A 15469-nucleotide genomic window follows, 5' to 3' on the forward strand; every position below is an offset into this window, starting at 1 on the left:
GAGCGGGGCCCGGGAGGTGCCCATGCTGTCGCGCCCCATCGGCCGTCTCGCCCTCGCGGCGACCGCCGTCCTCCTCCTGCTGATCGTCGCCGAACCGGCGCGGGCCGCCCAGGAGACTGTGCTCGCGGTCTACACCCTGCCGCGGATCATCACGAACATCCGCAACTGGGTGATCGGGATCGCTGCGGCGAACGCCACGCTGTTCCTGAGCATCGCCGGGATCCGCTACATGCTGGCCAACGGTGACGTCGGCGAGGTCGAACGCGCCAAGACCGCGTTCCGGTGCGCGCTGCTCGGCTACGCGATCGCCCTGCTCGCCCCGGTGTTCATGAGCGTCCTCAAGTCTCTGATCGGGGCGTCCTGATGATGGGCTGGGCGTTCGACGCGCTGCTCGGGCCGCTGCTGGGCTGGATCGCCGACCTGGTCGAGGCGGCCCTGGACCTGGCGTGGCGGCTGCTGTCGCTGACCGTGCTGGTCGTGCCGGACGTGACCCGGCTACCGCAGGTGCAGCACGTGATGTGCACCGCGCTCGGTGTGGTCAACACCTGCTACGTGCTCGCGTTCCTGTGGACCGGTGTGCTGGTGATGAACCGCGAGTGGATGGCGTCGCAGGCCGAGCTCGGCGAACTGATCCCGCGCCTGGTGATCGGGCTAATCGCGGCCAACAGCGCCCCGGCGATCTGCTCGGCGATCACCCAGACGGCCAACGCGCTGACGGTCGCGATGACCGGGCCGCGCGGGGCGTCGCCGGTGCGCGGGCTGCAAGCGGCGACCGCTGACGCACGCGGTCAGTGGGCGACCAGCCGGCCCGAAGACTTCCTGCTGCTGATCATCGGGGTGTTCGTCGCGATCCTCGCCGTGCTGCTGGTCTACCAGTGGATCGGCCGGGCCGGGCTGCTGATCCTGTTGGTCGGGCTCGCCCCGATCGCGTTGGCCCTGCACGGCACCCCGCTGACCGAACCGATCGCGAAACTGTGGTGGCGGGTGGTGCTCGGGGCGCCTGCGACCGTGGTCCTGCAAGCGGTCGCGCTGCACACCACCCTGCAGATCCTGATCGAGGCCCGCACCACGTTCCCGGCGCTGGGACTGTCCGGCACCCCGGGCGCGGCGATGAAACTGCTGGTCGTCGCGTGCCTGCTGTGGGGTGTGATCCGGATCCCGGGCCTGGTGGGCCGCCTGGTCATGCAGACCCGGCCCGGCCGGATGTCGGGTCTGGTGCGGGTGGTGGCCGTACAACAGCTCGCCCGGATGCTGCGGGTGCCGGCGAAAGCGGGCCGGGCAGCCGCAGGCGGTGCGGCGGCGCGCCGCAGCCCGGCACCCGGGTACACCCCGCTCCCGCCAGGAAGCACCCCGCGCCCAGGCGGCACGCCGCCGAGCGTCCGCCGCCCGGCGAGCCGCCGCGCACCGGTCAGCCCGTACACCGCCGACCAGCTGCGCGACGGAGTCGACCTCTACACCCAGGCAATGAAGAGGAAAGGCCAGCCATGAGAGAGGACTTCGAGATGCCGGTCCGGGCGCGGATCCCGGCCGACATCGACACCCCCGACAAGATCGCCTACGGGTTGACCGCCCGCCAACTGGCGATCCTGGCCGTCGCCGCCGTCCTCGGCTACGGCCTGTTCACGCTGCTGGCTACCGTGCTGCCCACCCCGGTCGCCATCGCGATCCTGATCCCACCGGCTGGCGCGGCGATCGCCCTGGCCATCGGCCGCCGCGACGGGATCAGCCTCGACGCCTGGCTCTGGGCCGCCCTGCGCCACCGCCGTCACCCGCGCGTGCACACCGCCCCCGACCTGCAGCCCGCCATCGCGATCACCGACGACGGCGTGCTCGACACCGGCACCCACGCGGTCGCCCTGGTCGCCTGCACCACCGTCAACATCGGACTGCGTACCGCCGACGAGCAGGCCGCGCAGATCGCCGGCTACGGCCGCTGGCTCAACAGCCTGTCCACCCCGGTGCAGATCGTCGTGTCTACCCGCCGCGTGGATCTGTCCCGGCAGGCGCAGCGGGTCAGCGACACCGCGGAAACGATCACCGACCCCGGCCTGGCCGCGCTGGCCCGCGACTACGCCGACTTCCTCGACGATCTCGCCGCGCACCGCGACCCGCTCTGGCGTACCGTCACCGTCGCCCACCCGGCGGCGGGCGAACCGGCCGCGCGCACCGCACAGGCCCGCCGGCAGGCCGAGCACACCGCCGCCACGCTCGCCACTCTCGGCGCCGGCACCGCGGTCCTCGACGGTGGTGCCGCGCTCGCCGTGCTGACCTGCGCGGTCGACGCCTACACCCCGGCGGACACCGGCTGGCCGCGGGCGCTGCCGGATCAGCCGGTCACCGCAGGCGGTCCGGCATGAGACCGCGCCAAGACCCCAACCCCATCGAGGGTACGACCATGGCCGCGCTGCCCGGCCCCGCCGCCGTGCACACGCATCCCGACCACGTGCAGGTCGCCGACGGCTACACCGCCACGCTGATCGTCACCGGCTATCCCGCCGAGGTCGGCCCGGCCTGGCTCGAACCGTTGCTGTCCTGGCCGGGCCGCCTCGACGTGGTGCTCTACGTCGACCCGCTGTCCGCACCGGCGGCCGCGGCCCGGCTGCGCCGCCAGCGCGCCCGGCTCGAATCCCATCGGCTCGACGACGCCGGCCGCGGCCGGGTCAGTGACCCGCTGACCGACGCGGCCGCCGACGACGCCGCCGAACTCGCCGAACGGGTCGCCCGCGGCGAGTCCACACTGTTCCGCGTCGGGCTGTACCTGTGCGTGACCGCCGCGAGCCCGACCGAGCTGCGCGACGCCGTCACCCACGTGCGCGCCACCGCCGCGTCGGTGCTGCTCGACACCCAACCGGCCACCTGGCGCCACCTGCAGGGCTGGCAGTCCGGGCTACCCCTCGCCACCGACCGGCTGCACACCCGCCGGGTCATGGACACCGACGCCCTCGCCGCCGCGTTCCCGCTGGCCGGCGCGGACCTGCCCGCACCGTTGCCGGGCCGGCCCGGACCCGCCGGCGGGATCCTGTACGGGCTCAACCGCGCCTCGCACGGCGTCGTCTGGTGGGACCGCTGGTCGCAGGACAACGCCAACGGCGTCGTGCTGGCCCGCAGCGGCAGCGGCAAGTCGTACTTCGTCAAACTCGACATCCTGCGCGAGCTGTCCGACGGCGTGCACGTGGCGGTGATCGACCCGGAGAACGAGTACCTGCGCCTGGCCGACGCCGTCGGCGGCGCCACCATCGTGCTCGGCACCGGCGGCGTACGCCTCAACCCGCTGGACATCCCGGCCGGTGACCGCCGCGACCAGGCCCGCACCCGGCGCGCGCTGTTCCTGCACACCCTGGTCGCGGTGCTGCTCGGCGAACAGCCACCACCGGCCGAACGCGCCGCGCTGGACCGGGCGGTGCTCACCGCCTACGACACCGCCGGCATCACCACCGACCCGGACACCTGGCAGCGCCCCGCGCCGCTGCTGCGCGACGTGACCGCCGCACTCACCGACCAGGACGGCCCGGCGGGACAGATGCTCGCCGCCCGGCTCACGCCATGGACGCACGGCTCGTTCCGCGAGCTGTTCGACGGGCCCACCAGCACCGTGCCGGCCGGGCAGCTGGTCTGCTGGTCGACCCGGGCGCTCGCCGACGAACTGCGCGCCGCCGGCATGCTGCTCGCCCTCGACGCGATCTGGCGCGAGATCGACAACCCGGCCGCCGACCCGCCGCGCCGGCTGGTCGTCGTCGACGAGGCGTGGACGCTGATGCGCGACGGCGACGGCGCCCGCTTCCTGGCCCGGCTGGCCAAACAGGCCCGCAAACGCCGCGCCGGGCTGCTGGTCTGCTCCCAGGACGTCCTTGACGTGCTCGGCAGCGACCTCGGCCAGATCGTGATCGCCAACGCCGCCACCCAGGTGCTGCTGCGCCAGGCACCCCAGGCGATCGACCTGATCACCGACGCGTTCGCCCTGAGCACCGGTGAGGCCCGCGCGCTGCTCACCGCCCGGCGCGGCGAAGCGCTGCTGCTGTCCGGCACGCACCGCGTCGGGTTCCAGATCGTCGCCGCCCCCGCCGAACATCGGCTGTGCACCGGCGAGCTCGACCTCGACGACTGATCACCGCCACCCTCTATCGGCTCAAGGAGGCCACCATGATCATTCTTATTGTCGGGCTGTTGGTACTGCTGGCCGCGCTGGTGTGCGGCTGTTGGCTGCTGTGGGGCGAACGGCGCCGCCGCCGGCTGGCCACCGGCGGCCGGGAAATACTGATCATCCCGCCCGCCGTGGTCGACCCGGCCGGCGCGGCGGTCTTCTGGGCCACGCTCGCCGAAGTGCTGCGCACCGGATGGCGCCAGCGACTGCGGCACGGCCGCGCCTTCACCGCGTACGAATATCGGTGGAACGGTCGTCAGCTGCAGATCACCGTGTGGTTACCGCGAACCGTGCCCGTCGAACCGGTCCTCGCCGCGATCCGCGGCGCCTGGCCCGGCGCCGCCTGCCACGTCGCGCCGGCGAGCGCACCACTACCCGCACCGGCCGCCGCCGCCGGCTCCGCGCTGGCACCGATGCTGCCGGCCTGGTACCCGCTGCGCACCGAGCACCGCAACGACCCGCTGCGCACCCTGATCAGCGCCGCCGCCGGCCTGAAAACCGGCGAGCAGGCCTGCGTGCAGATCCTCGCCCGGCCCGCCACCGCGCGCGCCCAGGCCCGGCTGCGCCACGGCGTGCGGGCCCTGCGCGGCGACACGCCACCGCGCGGCCTGCTCGACCCGGCCGGCTGGTTGCTCGCCGTCCTCGACCTGTTCGTCGGCACCGCGCCCCGGCCGACTGGGCGGCCCGCCGCGCGCCTCGACCCGCAGCGCGACCGCGACGCCCGGGCCGCCCTCGACCAGCTCGCCGGCCCGCACTGGGAGATCGCCATGCGCACCGCGGTCGTGCGCGAACAGGCGCGCGGTGACCGCGACGCGGTGCAAGCCCGGATGACCGTGCTGGCCCGCGGGATCACCACCGCGTTCGGGCCGTTCACCGCCCGCAACCGGCTGCGCGCCCGCCGCCTGAACGACCCGGCCACGCTGCTCAACCAGCGGCGGCTGCGGCACGGCTTCCTGCTCACCCCGATCGAACTCGCCATGCTCGCTGCCCTGCCGCAGGACGTCGCCGTGCCCGGCCTGGACCGGGCCCGCGCCAAAGCCGTCCCCGCCCCGGTCGGCGTGCCCACCGGCGGACGCGACACCAAACGCCTCGGTCGCGCCGAAGTCGGCGGCCACCCGGTCGCGCTGCGCGCCGCCGACGCCCGCCACCACCTGCACGTGCTCGGCTCCACCGGCTCCGGCAAGAGCACCCTGCTGCTCAACCTGATCCTCGACGACATCCACGCCGGGCGCGGCACCGTGGTCATCGACCCGAAAGGCGACCTGGTCACCGACCTGCTCGACCGGATCCCGGCCGGTTACGCCCGGCGCCTGGTCCTGCTCGATCCCGACCAGCGCGACGGGCCCACCCTCAACCCGCTCCAAGGCGACGACCACGACCTGCTCGTCGACAACGTGGTCAGCATCTTCGGCCGGATCTTCGCCAAACACTGGGGCCCGCGCATCGACGACACCCTGCGGGTGGCCTGCCTGACCCTGCTGCGCCAGCCCGGCGCGACCCTGACGAGCATCCCGGAACTGCTCAACGACCGCGCGTTCCGCCTCAAATACACCCGCGACCTCGACGACCCGGTAGGTCTCGGCGGCTACTGGTCCTGGTTCGAAACCACCCCGGCGCAGCTGCGGGCCACGGTGATCGGCCCGGTCCTAGCCCGCTTGCGATCACTGTTGTTGCGCGATTTCGTACGGCACACCTTCGGCGCCCCGCGCTCCAGCTTCGACATGCGCCGCGTCCTCGACGGCGGCATCCTGCTCGCCCGGCTGCCCAAAGGCCAGATCGGCGAGGAGACCGCCCGGCTGATGGGCTCGTTCGTGCTGGCCAGCGCGTGGCAGGCGGCGACCGCCCGCGCCCGGCTCCCACAGGAGCAGCGCCGCGACGCGACCGTGTACCTGGACGAGGCGCACAACTTCCTCAACCTGCCCGGCTCGATCGCCGACATGCTCGCCGAAGCCCGCGGCTACGGCCTCGGCCTGGTCCTGGCGCACCAGAACCTGTCGCAGATGCCCCGCGAGACCCAGCTGGCCGTCTCCGCCAACGCCCGCAACAAGCTGATCTTCAGCTGCGCGCCGGAGGACGCCGGCCAGCTGGCCCGGCACACCAGCCCCGAACTCGACGAGCACGACCTGGCGCACCTGGACGCGTTCACCGCCGCGTGCCGGCTCGTCGTCGCGGGCCGCGAGACACCGGCGTTCACGGTGCGCACCCCGGGCCCACGACCGGTGATCGGCAGCGCTGCCGAACTGCGCGCCGCCCTGGCCCCGCCTCGGCCCTGACCCCGGCCCGCGCCCCGGCCCCACCCCCGCCTCGAAAGACCGGGCCAAGCAGGCCCTGAACCGCCCAACACCGCAGCTAGGAGGCCCTCATGCGCGCAGCGATGCCACCCCGACAGCTTCCTGTAGGGGAAGCTCCCGAACGGGGGAGCAGCCTTTTGACCATTTCCCGCCGCCTGCAGGTCCGCGACTACACGATCGCCCAGCTGCTCGACGAACACACCGCCCTGACCACCGACCAGCTGACCGCGATGCTGTTCGCGCACCGCACCACCTGCCGCCACCGGCTGCACACCCTGCGAACCCTCGGATTCATCGACCGGTTCGTGCGCCACCGGCCCGGTGGCCGCTACCCGGTCTGCTGGGTCGCCGGATTCCTGTCCGCGCGGTACGTCGCCCTGGCACGCGGCGAGGCTCCGCCGAGCGCCCGGGCGCTGCGCGACCGGCAGGACCGCGCGTACACCAGCCCGTACCTCGATCACCTGCTGGGGGTCAACGACTTCTTCGTGAGCCTGCTGGCCCACGCCCGCCGGCAACCCGGACCGGACCTGATCCGCTGGTGGTCCGAACGGACCACGGCCTCCGCGTTCGGCCGGCGCATCCACCCCGACGGGCACGGCATCTGGACCGACGGCACCACCGAGACCGGCTTCTTCCTCGAACTCGACCGCGGCACCGAATCCCTGACCCGCCTGGTCGACAAACTCGCCGCCTACCGGCGCCTGCGCGCCGACGGCGGCCCCGGCTACCCGGTGCTGTTCGCCCTGCCCAACCAGGCCCGCGAGCAACACCTACACGCCAAGCTCGCCGACCAGCTGCTGGCGGGCCTGCCGGTCGCCACGTGCGTGACCCGGCCGGGCGTCAGCCCCGCCGGTCGGGTGTGGTGGCTGGCCGGCAACGGACCGCGGCGGCGCAGCCTGGCGGAGCTCGCCACCGAGGACGGCCCGGCCGGTCCGCTCAACCCGGGCCCCGCGATGCCCGACCACCACCCGCTCGCCCTGATGACGGGCGTGCCGCTGCTGCCGTGAGATCCCCGGGGCCTCCTGACGTCCGGGCCCCGGGGTCGTGCGGTCAGCTGTCCGCCTGCGGCGGGTTGATCGGCAGCCCAGCAGCCTCCAAGAAGCCGCGCAGGGTCACCGCCAGCGCGGGCAGCTTGTCGTTCTCCACGAAGGCGAAACCGTGATCGCTCATCATGTCCGCGATCGCTTCAGCGATGCTCCCGTACGTCATCTCTGTCACCGGACGCTCCTCGAGGTAGGGGCCGACGTCCGCGCCGGCCGCTCGGATCGGAATCGACCGCAGGCGTGCGCCGCCCGGCGGTCAGGGCTGCCTCCCGCATCGGGCTGCACCTCTGACCCCCGGCCGATCACCAGCAGTCCGTCGACCTGGACGAAGATGTCCCGCTGCTCGACCGCCTCACCGGCGGGGTTGAGCTCGTAGACCAGCAGCCACACCCAGCCGAGGTGAGTCGTCCAGTCGTGCACATGGATGACCCGCACCACGATCGGCGTCAAGAACTGCACACTGGCCCGTCGATCGACCAGCAGAACATCACCCGCTCGCGGCGTCATGGCCGACCGCCCGGTACCGGGATCCACCGTAGGAACGGTTCCACGAGATCCGTGACCGGTTCCTGCCCCAGCGGACCAGCCGCGGCGTGGTCGAGTTCCGTCAACGTCGGCACCGCCAGGGCCGGTATGTCGCGGCGTAGAGCGGTACGCGCAGGGTTTTCTCGCTGCGGCCCGCAGCATGGTGGTGCTGGCCGGTGAATTCGCATGCGGCTCCTTCCCCCGGAGGGAAGGGCGACCGGCAGTGACCGTGTCGCCATGCTCGCGCTTCGAGTCTGCGCGCGCAGTTTTGAACGGTCAAGCTGGGCAGGTGCCCAATTTTCCGCCGGATGTGTTAAGTAGCTGAGACCATCCGGCCATCGGTGGGGGGAGTGCGAGTGGACAGCCCGACCTTCGTGAGGTTCCAGCTCGGCGCGCAGCTCCGCCGGCTCCGGGAGGCGATCAAGGTGCCGACCGAGCGTGCCGCCGCCGTCATCAAGGTTTCCCCGAGCACCCTGCGCCGGATCGAGACCGGCCGTGTCGGCATCAAGGGCCCGGCGTTGAACGCGCTGCTCACCGCGTACGGCGTCGACAACACGGAACTGCGCGAGACGTTGCTGACGATGGCTCGCGAGGGCAAACGGCGTGGTTGGTGGGCGAAATACGGCGACCTGCCGGAGGTCTACCGGCAGTACATCGGGCTGGAATCCGCGGCTGACGAGATGCTCAACTTCGAGACCATCGTGGTCCCGGGTCTGCTGCAGACCGAGGCGTACGCCCACGCGATGACGAGCGAGGATGCCTTCGACCCTGGGCCGGAGGCCATCGCGCAACGCGTCGACGCCCGGATGGAGCGGCAGAAGCTGATCAGCCAGGGCACGCTGCAGCTGGTCGCGGTCATGGACGAGGCGGTCCTGCACCGCCAGATCGGCGGACCGCAGGTGATGCGGGACCAGCTGGCCGCCCTGCTCCAGGCGGCGGCGTTGCGCAACGTCACCCTGCAGGTGATCCCGTTCCGCGACGGCGCCTACGCCTCGATGCTGTCGAGTTTCGCCATCCTGAACTTTCCCCATGGTCCCGGCGTCGTCTACATCGAAGGACTCACCGGAGACCTCTACGCTGAGGGCGAGGACCTGCGTCGTTGCCTGACCGTCTTCACCAACCTCAGATCGTCGGCGATGTCGCCCAGCGCCTCGCTCGAGATGATCCAACAGATCCGCGATGCCGAGCACCAACCGTAGGAGGAGTTCGCATGCTCGATCACACGTGGCGCACCAGCACCCGCAGCGGCAGCAACGGCCAATGTGTCCAGGTCCGGCTCGTAGCCGACACTGTCGAGGTCCGCGACAGCAAGGACCCCAACGGTCCGGTCCTCGCTTTCACGCCCGGCGAGTGGGACGCGCTGCTGGCCGGCGCCAAGAACGGCGAGTTCGACCTTCCGGCCTGATCGCAGCCGGCAGCATCACCGCAGCGTGGTAGTTGGACTGCGGAGCACCCCGTACGTGGAACTGGCCGGCTCAAGAAGCAGTCCGGCATCGACACGGTCGGAGCACCCTCACCCGCGTCGGGCTGGTTCGGGCCTAGAACGACTGCGTGGTGCCCGGCCCCGGAGTACCCCCACCTGCGTGGGGACGACCTGATGGTCAAATTTAGGCGCGCTCCCTGCGCCCGGAGCACCCCCACCTGCGTGGGGACGATCGCCGTCACGGCCTCGATCCGGTTGAGTGGGGCCGGAGCACCCCACCTACGTGCGACGACGTGGGAATGGATGTTACCGGAAATCGGTCCCGGGGGGACTGAGGGGATCGTGCTACGAGCCGGGGTACGCCGCGCGGATGTCACCGTCGAACAGCCGCCAGTGGAGGTCGTTCATGCGTGCCGCGGCCGGGGCGGGTGTGGGAGTTGGTGCCGGATCCGCGTACCGGCCGGGACGGCTTGATCCTGGGTGGGACGGGCTACCTGTCGGCGGACACCACGACCGACGTGGACTACCGGCCGTATGCCGTATGCCGTATGCCGTATGCCGTATGCCGTGTGCGCCGTGCCGGCCGGCGCCGATCTGCTGGTCGTCGCGGGTCAGAGGGAGAAGGTCCGGCGGTACGGCGGGCCCGATCTCTCCGAGCTGCCGGTCCTCGGCGTGAACAACCCTGTTCAGGACATCTGTGCGTTGCCGGTCGGCGATCGGTGGGCGCTGTTCGTCACCGATGAGGAGTGGACGTACCGCTTCGATGCCGTCACCGGGGAAGCCTGGCTGGCCGGTTCTTAGGCTGTAAACACGATGGGCCACCCGGGTCTGGGCGCGCCGTCGGTCAGCCGGAGGCACCGACTTCCAGCGTCTGTTGCGATTACAGGATCGGCAGCCGCCGCACCCCCGGGGCTCTTCTCCTGCTCGGTGCAGCGATCGGTAGACGCCTCGCGGGCGGCACCCGCGCGCACGATCTCCGTGGCCTGCGGATCAGCCGAGAACCCAGTCCACGGTGTTCGGCGCGAGGCCGAGTCTTCCGGGTGATCGCAGCCAGCATCGTCGGCTGCGGTGCGCGGTTCGAAGTACCCTTCGTCGGCCGGGGGCACTCCCGAGTGCATAAAGGGTGGGCACGTCACTGCCGCCAGCGGGTCAACAACGACCGCAACAGTCCGCGAGCAGTCGGTGAAACGCAGAAAATCCCTGCTCAGAAGCGCTTTCCGGGCCAGGGGATATGCCCGGTGCTGCTTGGTCATTCCCTGTTTGGTCCATGATTGGACCTCCTGGCAACGGTCAGTAACCGTGGCATCGTTGCCTGGAATGGTCCACTAGGTGCTAGCAGGGAAAACGTAACCGTTCGGACCTAGGTTTGACGCACTTAAGGTGATCGATTAGGCTTTTGATCGTTGCCAGCGATGGAGTGTCATGCGACTCCTATTGTGTGGGCAATTTTTTTGCGTCTTCCGCCGTTTTGAAACGCGGAACCTATTCGGGGAGGTTCTATGAATCTGCGTGCAGCTCTCGCGGTTGGAGCAATGGGTCTGGGAACGGTTGGCGGCATTCTTGTCGTCTCCGCTCCTGCTTGGGCCGCTTGTTCCGTGTCGGCCGCTAAGCCGACCTCGGGTCACGTTTCTAAGGGCACGCGTAGTGGATGCGCCGGTGCGGCCGTCAACTTCGAGGTGCGCTTCGAGAAGGACGTGGCCTTCCTGCCTGACCTGCCGGTCGCGTACACGTACACGACCTTCCAGAACGGCAGCCTCTCGGTCACCGGTAACTGCGGTGCCGGGAACGGTGAGTACTACACCTGGGTCCTGCAGAATGGCAGCAGCGCGGTTGAGTCGCCGCGCGTTACGCAATGCTGATTTTCAGCTGATTTTGTAGTAGCTTTGCCTGCCTAAAGGTTGCCTGCGGTGGGCCCGGGATGCGCATCCCGGGCCCACCTTTTGGAGTTTGGATCTGATGAATCTCACGGTTGAACGCGTTTCAGCTGGTTATGGCCACGTGCGGGTGCTGGATGAGTTGTCTTGGAGGATTCCGCCCGGCGTGACCGGGTTGCTTGGTCCGAACGGTGCGGGAAAGACGACACTGCTGCATCTGTTGGCGGGGATCACGAGGCCCTGGCAGGGGGCTATTACCGCGCGTGACGGATCCGCGTCGGTTCTGAGTACCGGCAAGGAATACTCGCGGCGCGTCGGATTCCTTCCGCAGCATTTCACGTTTGCTGAGGAGATGCGGGTACTGGACACGGCCACCTATGCGGCCTGGGTCAACGGCGTTCCCAAGCGGGACTGCCCGGCGGCCGCGTGGGCGGCCCTGGAGCAGGTCGACCTGCACAGCAAGTCGCGCGATCGCGTGAAATCGTTGTCGGGTGGCCAGCGGCAACGTCTCGGCCTGGCAACCGCGCTGGCGCACGAACCGGACCTGCTCATTCTGGACGAGCCGACGGTCGGCCTGGACCCCGCGCAACGGCTGAGGCTCCGTGAGGCGATCACGTCGATCGGGGCACGTCGGACAGTGGTGATCTCCACCCACCTGATCGAGGACGTGACCTACATGTGTGACCGCGTCGGTGTGCTGGCAGCGGGCAAGATGGCGTTCGATGACACGATCGACGAGCTGGCCAAACTGGTCGATGAGGATGCCGGCCACGGCTTCGGCTCCGCGTTCGAGCAGGCGTACGCCGGGATCGTTGCGCGGCTGGGGCGTGAGGCGTGACCGACACCGCGCGGGAGGGTCACTCTGTCGAGCAGGTGCTGCCTCGGGCACCGAAATCGACCGCACCCCGAACAGGGTTCTTCTGGCCGCTGGGCGTCTGGTACTTCCTCGCCGCCTTCGTGGTGATCGCCGGGGTGACCCTGGTTCGGACAAGCCTGGAGCTCAGCTTCGCTTATGAGGAATGGGCGCACACCAATGGCCTTTTCCAGCGGTCGGCACTGGACATCACGGGGCCCCTGGCTGCGGCATTCGGTGCCTACCTGAGCGGACGGCTGACCCCGCCGAGCCGACCGTATGCGTTGCCGCGCTTCGCCAGGAGCAAGGCTGAGTTCCTCGCGCATCATCTGTTGCCCGCGGCCACGGTGGTCACTGCCGGCTACGTTCTCGGTCTGGTGCCGATCGTGGTGAAGACCTACAGCACCGCGACGACAGGTTCCCTCGCGCCGCTGGGATTTGTGATCGGTATTGTCATCCTCAATACCTTGTTGGTCCTCGGTTGGCTGTTCGGGGTGGTGGCGCAATCGGCCTTCGCCGCACCGATCGCGTTCGCTGCCGGATTTGCCGCAACGCTCTGTGGTTATGGCATCGGAGCCTGGAATTCGGTGACACCGGTTGTCGGAGATGTCAGCACGGCGGGCCGAGTGGAGACCCTCGCGTTCGCACTTTTCCGTGGAGCATTCTTCGCGATTGTCCTCGTCGCCGCATTGGCAACCGCAGCCGGCGTTCTTCGCACGAGAGGATTCCAGCGACGCCTGCCACCCGTGCGAGTATTTGCGTGGTGGATCCTGCCGGCTGTCCTTTTGGCGGTAGGAATGGTGCGGCCGCCAAGCCCTGCGGTGCGGGAGGTAAACCCGCCGAAGATCTGCAAGGAAGCGGTCGGAATGAGTTTCTGCGTGCACCAGGCGCATGAGCGCGACCTTGACGACTTGGTGGCCGAAGTGGAACCGATCGTCGTGCTTGTGGGCCAGGAAAACCTGCCGTTCACCCGCGTCGAAGATACGGCATTGCATGACGGGGCAAATCCGCACCTCGATCCGACGGTGTACTACGCCGACGTGTCGCCGCGGTACGGCGCAACCGGTGACCGTGACATCATCGCCAACCTGATCGCCGGTTCCGAGACGTGTTTCGTGCGGCCGGGATGGGAGCAGAGCGCACCAGGTTATAACGCTTTCATGCTGACGCTGCGTCTGTCCGGGGACCGCGAGAGCGGCGCTGACAAGAGATTTGGCAAGCTCTCCGACAAGCAGGTCCACCAGTGGCTGAACTCCCATCGGAACCAGATCCGCGGTTGCGCTATCACTGACGACCTGTTGCCGTGAATCCGGTGATCATTGTCCTTTCGCGTTCAGGGATTCGGTATCTGCTGGCAGCCATATTGTGTGGCGTCGCCGGCGCTCTGTGCGCACCGTTCTCGCTGAAGATCGAAATGGCGCAGAGCAACCCAGTCGTGGTCGTCGGGCTGGCCGAACTGGCAGCGCTGGCGCTCGCGTGCACCGGCTTGATCGTCATGAGGCCACGACTGTGGTCAGTTGACCGGCTCGGTGTGACCCGACGGCGGTGGATCCCGACGGCCTGCGTGACCGTGTTGAGCCTGGTGTGCCCGCAATTGGTGCTTGCCGGTGCCGATGTGGTGGCGCTGCCCGCCGGGACGTGGCCTCCGTCAGCCACGACGGTCCTGTTCCTGACCGGTCTGGGGCTTCTGCTTGCGCCCTATACCGGGGCTTTGCGGGCGACCGGTGTTGTTCTGACGCTCTATGTCGGGCTTGTTCTCGCTTCACAGATCAGCCACGATGTTCGCCTTTGGTCTCCTTTGGTCGCGGTCACCTGGCCGACCGTGAGCGGGGCACCACTGGGCAAAGTGGTACTGGCCTGGATTGTTGCCGCGGCTGCGCTCGTGGTGCAGATCCGGACGCTCGGGTCGACAATGCGGACATGGCGTAGCGAGTTGAATGCCTCCTGACGCTGCCATTTGTCGTTGTTCCGCTGCCTCAGCTTTCAGGAGCACGTAAGGCGTCCAGCCGACGCTTCGGGTGCGGCTGTGTCGGCCGGACTGTTCGCCTTCCGTGCTCGAGAAGGGGGTCAAGGGTTGCGGCTGCTGAGCCATTCGTCGAGGGCGCGGGCTGCCTCGTCCGCCTGGCGTCTCCAGTCGAGGCGGGCGGTGATGACAGCGCTGTCCTGGAGGTCGGTGATCGCGGCGAAGACGTCCGGTCGGGCCTTTTCCAGCCAGGACGTGATCGGTTCGCCGGTGCGTTCCAGGGTGGCGTCCAGGCGGGCGCCGGCGGTGATCAGGGCGCGGATCATCGGGATGTCGGCCATGCCGTAGGCGGTGGCGACCAGCGGGGTCACGCCGGCGACGTCGGCGTCGTTGATGTCGAGGCCTTCGGCGAGCAGCCGTTCCAGCAGGGTGGGATCACGGAGGTGCGCCATGAAGTGCAGCAGGGTGCGGCCCCGGTGGTCGCGCGTGTGGGCGGAGACTCCGGCGTCGAGCAGCGTCACCACGGCGTCGGTGTCGCCGTGCAGCGCGAACCGCATCAGTTCGCGGCGTTGCTCCTGCAGGCGGCGCGGCAGCCGGGCCTGCCGGACGGGCGGGGCCTGGGGGACGGGCGGCGCCACGGGCATGGCTGCCGACAACTCGAGCGGCGAGGTCCTGCGCGATTTCCTGTACCAGCATCACGCTGTCGAGTACTGCTGTGCCTATGCCGGGGTACGGCCCGTTGACGCTCGCCCGTTCCTCGAACCTGACCGGTGGGTGCGGTTGCCCGCTCGCGACTGGTGGGCATTCTCGGCGGATCAGCGATGCCCCCCCGGTGATCGTTGTGGATCCTTGTCGTGTCGCCGGCAGGCCGCTGCCCCGGGCGGGGCAGCGGCCTGGTGTCACTGTTGGTTGAGGCTGCACTGACATGCCACGGTGATCGAGGCGAGGAAGCCCTGAGAGTCCCTGACCTCGACACCGATTCTCGTGCCGGCGCCGGATCGACAGCCGAACTGAACTACCTCACGGTCGTTCAGATTCGAGTTGATCACGTTGTTGACCCGCCACCGGATCGTGAACGGTCCGGTGCCGCCGCTGTAGTGCATGACGCAGAAGAACCGGCTTGCGCCCGTGTCGCAGTCGAACTGGGTGATCTGGAGCTGTGCGGCCGTCGCTGCGACAGTGGACGGCGCCTGCGCCTGCGCCTGCGCGGCGGCCGCCGGGCTGAGCAGGCCGACGGTGAGCGCTACCAGGATCGCCGCCGCGGTGAGGAGCCGCCGGAGAAAACCCTGTGGTCCGGGTCTGGTGAGTGGTGGTTGAACGACCATCTGGTCCTCCTTCGCCGGGGTGCACCGTCTG

General features: G+C 69.6%; 17 protein-coding genes. 13 read left to right on the top strand and 4 right to left on the bottom strand.

What is annotated here, in order from left to right:
- The first annotated feature begins 22 nt into the window (after positions 1-22).
- The 6 genes from Apa02nite_RS45595 to Apa02nite_RS45620 all read left to right on the top strand — a co-directional run bounded on the left by Apa02nite_RS45595 (position 23) and on the right by Apa02nite_RS45620 (position 7439).
- Entirely contained in the window at positions 23-364 is a 342-nt protein-coding gene (locus tag Apa02nite_RS45595; RefSeq protein ID WP_239165031.1) for a pilin, read from the top strand.
- Entirely contained in the window at positions 364-1488 is a 1125-nt protein-coding gene (locus Apa02nite_RS45600) for a hypothetical protein (protein ID WP_203830711.1), read from the top strand. Before Apa02nite_RS45595 ends, Apa02nite_RS45600 begins: the two co-directional genes overlap by 1 nt.
- Positions 1485-2357, top strand: coding sequence for a PrgI family protein (locus tag Apa02nite_RS45605; RefSeq protein WP_203830712.1), 873 nt, complete (start codon positions 1485-1487; stop codon positions 2355-2357). The genes Apa02nite_RS45600 and Apa02nite_RS45605 overlap by 4 nt, the downstream gene beginning before the upstream one ends.
- Positions 2354-4105, top strand: a complete 1752-nt coding sequence (locus tag Apa02nite_RS45610; RefSeq protein WP_203830713.1) for a VirB4 family type IV secretion system protein — start codon at positions 2354-2356, stop codon at positions 4103-4105. The genes Apa02nite_RS45605 and Apa02nite_RS45610 overlap by 4 nt, the downstream gene beginning before the upstream one ends.
- Before the next feature lie 35 nt (positions 4106-4140).
- Positions 4141-6414, top strand: coding sequence for a type IV secretory system conjugative DNA transfer family protein (locus Apa02nite_RS45615; RefSeq protein ID WP_203830714.1), 2274 nt, complete (start codon positions 4141-4143; stop codon positions 6412-6414).
- Between the two features lie 155 nt (positions 6415-6569).
- Entirely contained in the window at positions 6570-7439 is an 870-nt protein-coding gene (locus tag Apa02nite_RS45620) for a replication-relaxation family protein (RefSeq protein WP_203830715.1), read from the top strand.
- Between the two features lie 43 nt (positions 7440-7482).
- On the opposite strand, the gene Apa02nite_RS45625 is transcribed toward Apa02nite_RS45620, so the two are convergent.
- Both Apa02nite_RS45625 and Apa02nite_RS45630 read right to left on the bottom strand, forming a co-directional pair.
- A complete protein-coding gene (locus Apa02nite_RS45625; RefSeq protein ID WP_157441881.1) occupies positions 7483-7650 on the bottom strand; it encodes a hypothetical protein in 168 nt (55 codons plus the stop codon).
- Positions 7647-7934 (bottom strand): hypothetical protein, encoded by a 288-nt coding sequence (locus tag Apa02nite_RS45630; RefSeq protein ID WP_373873097.1) that lies wholly within the window; start codon positions 7932-7934, stop codon positions 7647-7649. The genes Apa02nite_RS45625 and Apa02nite_RS45630 overlap by 4 nt, the downstream gene beginning before the upstream one ends.
- Before the next feature lie 422 nt (positions 7935-8356).
- Here Apa02nite_RS45630 and Apa02nite_RS45635 point away from each other — a divergent pair, with 422 nt between their 5' ends.
- The 7 genes from Apa02nite_RS45635 to Apa02nite_RS45665 all read left to right on the top strand — a co-directional run bounded on the left by Apa02nite_RS45635 (position 8357) and on the right by Apa02nite_RS45665 (position 14098).
- Positions 8357-9199 (top strand): helix-turn-helix domain-containing protein, encoded by an 843-nt coding sequence (locus Apa02nite_RS45635; RefSeq protein WP_203830716.1) that lies wholly within the window; start codon positions 8357-8359, stop codon positions 9197-9199.
- Between the two features lie 11 nt (positions 9200-9210).
- A complete protein-coding gene (locus Apa02nite_RS45640) occupies positions 9211-9405 on the top strand; it encodes a DUF397 domain-containing protein (RefSeq protein WP_203830717.1) in 195 nt (64 codons plus the stop codon).
- A gap of 573 nt (positions 9406-9978) precedes the next feature.
- Positions 9979-10224, top strand: a complete 246-nt coding sequence (locus Apa02nite_RS45645; RefSeq protein ID WP_203830718.1) for a hypothetical protein — start codon at positions 9979-9981, stop codon at positions 10222-10224.
- 698 nt (positions 10225-10922) lie between these two features.
- Positions 10923-11282 carry a hypothetical protein gene (locus Apa02nite_RS45650; RefSeq protein WP_203830719.1) on the top strand — a complete coding sequence of 120 codons (360 nt, stop codon included), beginning with the start codon at positions 10923-10925 and terminating at the stop codon, positions 11280-11282.
- Positions 11283-11379: 97 nt separating this feature from the next.
- Positions 11380-12135 carry an ATP-binding cassette domain-containing protein gene (locus tag Apa02nite_RS45655; protein WP_203830731.1) on the top strand — a complete coding sequence of 252 codons (756 nt, stop codon included), beginning with the start codon at positions 11380-11382 and terminating at the stop codon, positions 12133-12135.
- Positions 12132-13457 carry a hypothetical protein gene (locus Apa02nite_RS45660; RefSeq protein ID WP_203830720.1) on the top strand — a complete coding sequence of 442 codons (1326 nt, stop codon included), beginning with the start codon at positions 12132-12134 and terminating at the stop codon, positions 13455-13457. Before Apa02nite_RS45655 ends, Apa02nite_RS45660 begins: the two co-directional genes overlap by 4 nt.
- Before the next feature lie 5 nt (positions 13458-13462).
- Positions 13463-14098 (top strand): hypothetical protein, encoded by a 636-nt coding sequence (locus Apa02nite_RS45665; RefSeq protein WP_203830721.1) that lies wholly within the window; start codon positions 13463-13465, stop codon positions 14096-14098.
- A 119-nt stretch (positions 14099-14217) separates the two neighbouring features.
- Here Apa02nite_RS45665 and Apa02nite_RS45670 read toward each other — a convergent pair whose 3' ends face one another.
- Both Apa02nite_RS45670 and Apa02nite_RS45675 read right to left on the bottom strand, forming a co-directional pair.
- Positions 14218-14751, bottom strand: coding sequence for an ankyrin repeat domain-containing protein (locus Apa02nite_RS45670; protein ID WP_203830722.1), 534 nt, complete (start codon positions 14749-14751; stop codon positions 14218-14220).
- A 261-nt stretch (positions 14752-15012) separates the two neighbouring features.
- Positions 15013-15469: hypothetical protein (locus Apa02nite_RS45675; RefSeq protein WP_203830723.1), on the bottom strand; the 457-nt coding region annotated here is incomplete at its 5' end.

It is taken from the genome of Actinoplanes palleronii (assembly GCF_016862315.1).
GTDB lineage: Bacteria > Actinomycetota > Actinomycetes > Mycobacteriales > Micromonosporaceae > Actinoplanes > Actinoplanes palleronii.

Bases quoted from the DNA above. Each gene is read 5' to 3' on its own strand.
- Apa02nite_RS45615 (WP_203830714.1), top strand. From the start codon at position 4,141: ATGATCATTCTTATTGTCGGGCTGTTGGTACTGCTGGCCGCGCTGGTG.
- Apa02nite_RS45650 (WP_203830719.1), top strand. From the start codon at position 10,923: ATGAATCTGCGTGCAGCTCTCGCGGTTGGAGCAATGGGTCTGGGAACG.
- Apa02nite_RS45640 (WP_203830717.1), top strand. From the start codon at position 9,211: ATGCTCGATCACACGTGGCGCACCAGCACCCGCAGCGGCAGCAACGGC.
- Apa02nite_RS45605 (WP_203830712.1), top strand. From the start codon at position 1,485: ATGAGAGAGGACTTCGAGATGCCGGTCCGGGCGCGGATCCCGGCCGAC.
- Apa02nite_RS45645 (WP_203830718.1), top strand. From the start codon at position 9,979: ATGCCGTATGCCGTGTGCGCCGTGCCGGCCGGCGCCGATCTGCTGGTC.
- Apa02nite_RS45655 (WP_203830731.1), top strand. From the start codon at position 11,380: ATGAATCTCACGGTTGAACGCGTTTCAGCTGGTTATGGCCACGTGCGG.
- Apa02nite_RS45595 (WP_239165031.1), top strand. From the start codon at position 23: ATGCTGTCGCGCCCCATCGGCCGTCTCGCCCTCGCGGCGACCGCCGTC.
- Apa02nite_RS45600 (WP_203830711.1), top strand. From the start codon at position 364: ATGATGGGCTGGGCGTTCGACGCGCTGCTCGGGCCGCTGCTGGGCTGG.
- Apa02nite_RS45610 (WP_203830713.1), top strand. From the start codon at position 2,354: ATGAGACCGCGCCAAGACCCCAACCCCATCGAGGGTACGACCATGGCC.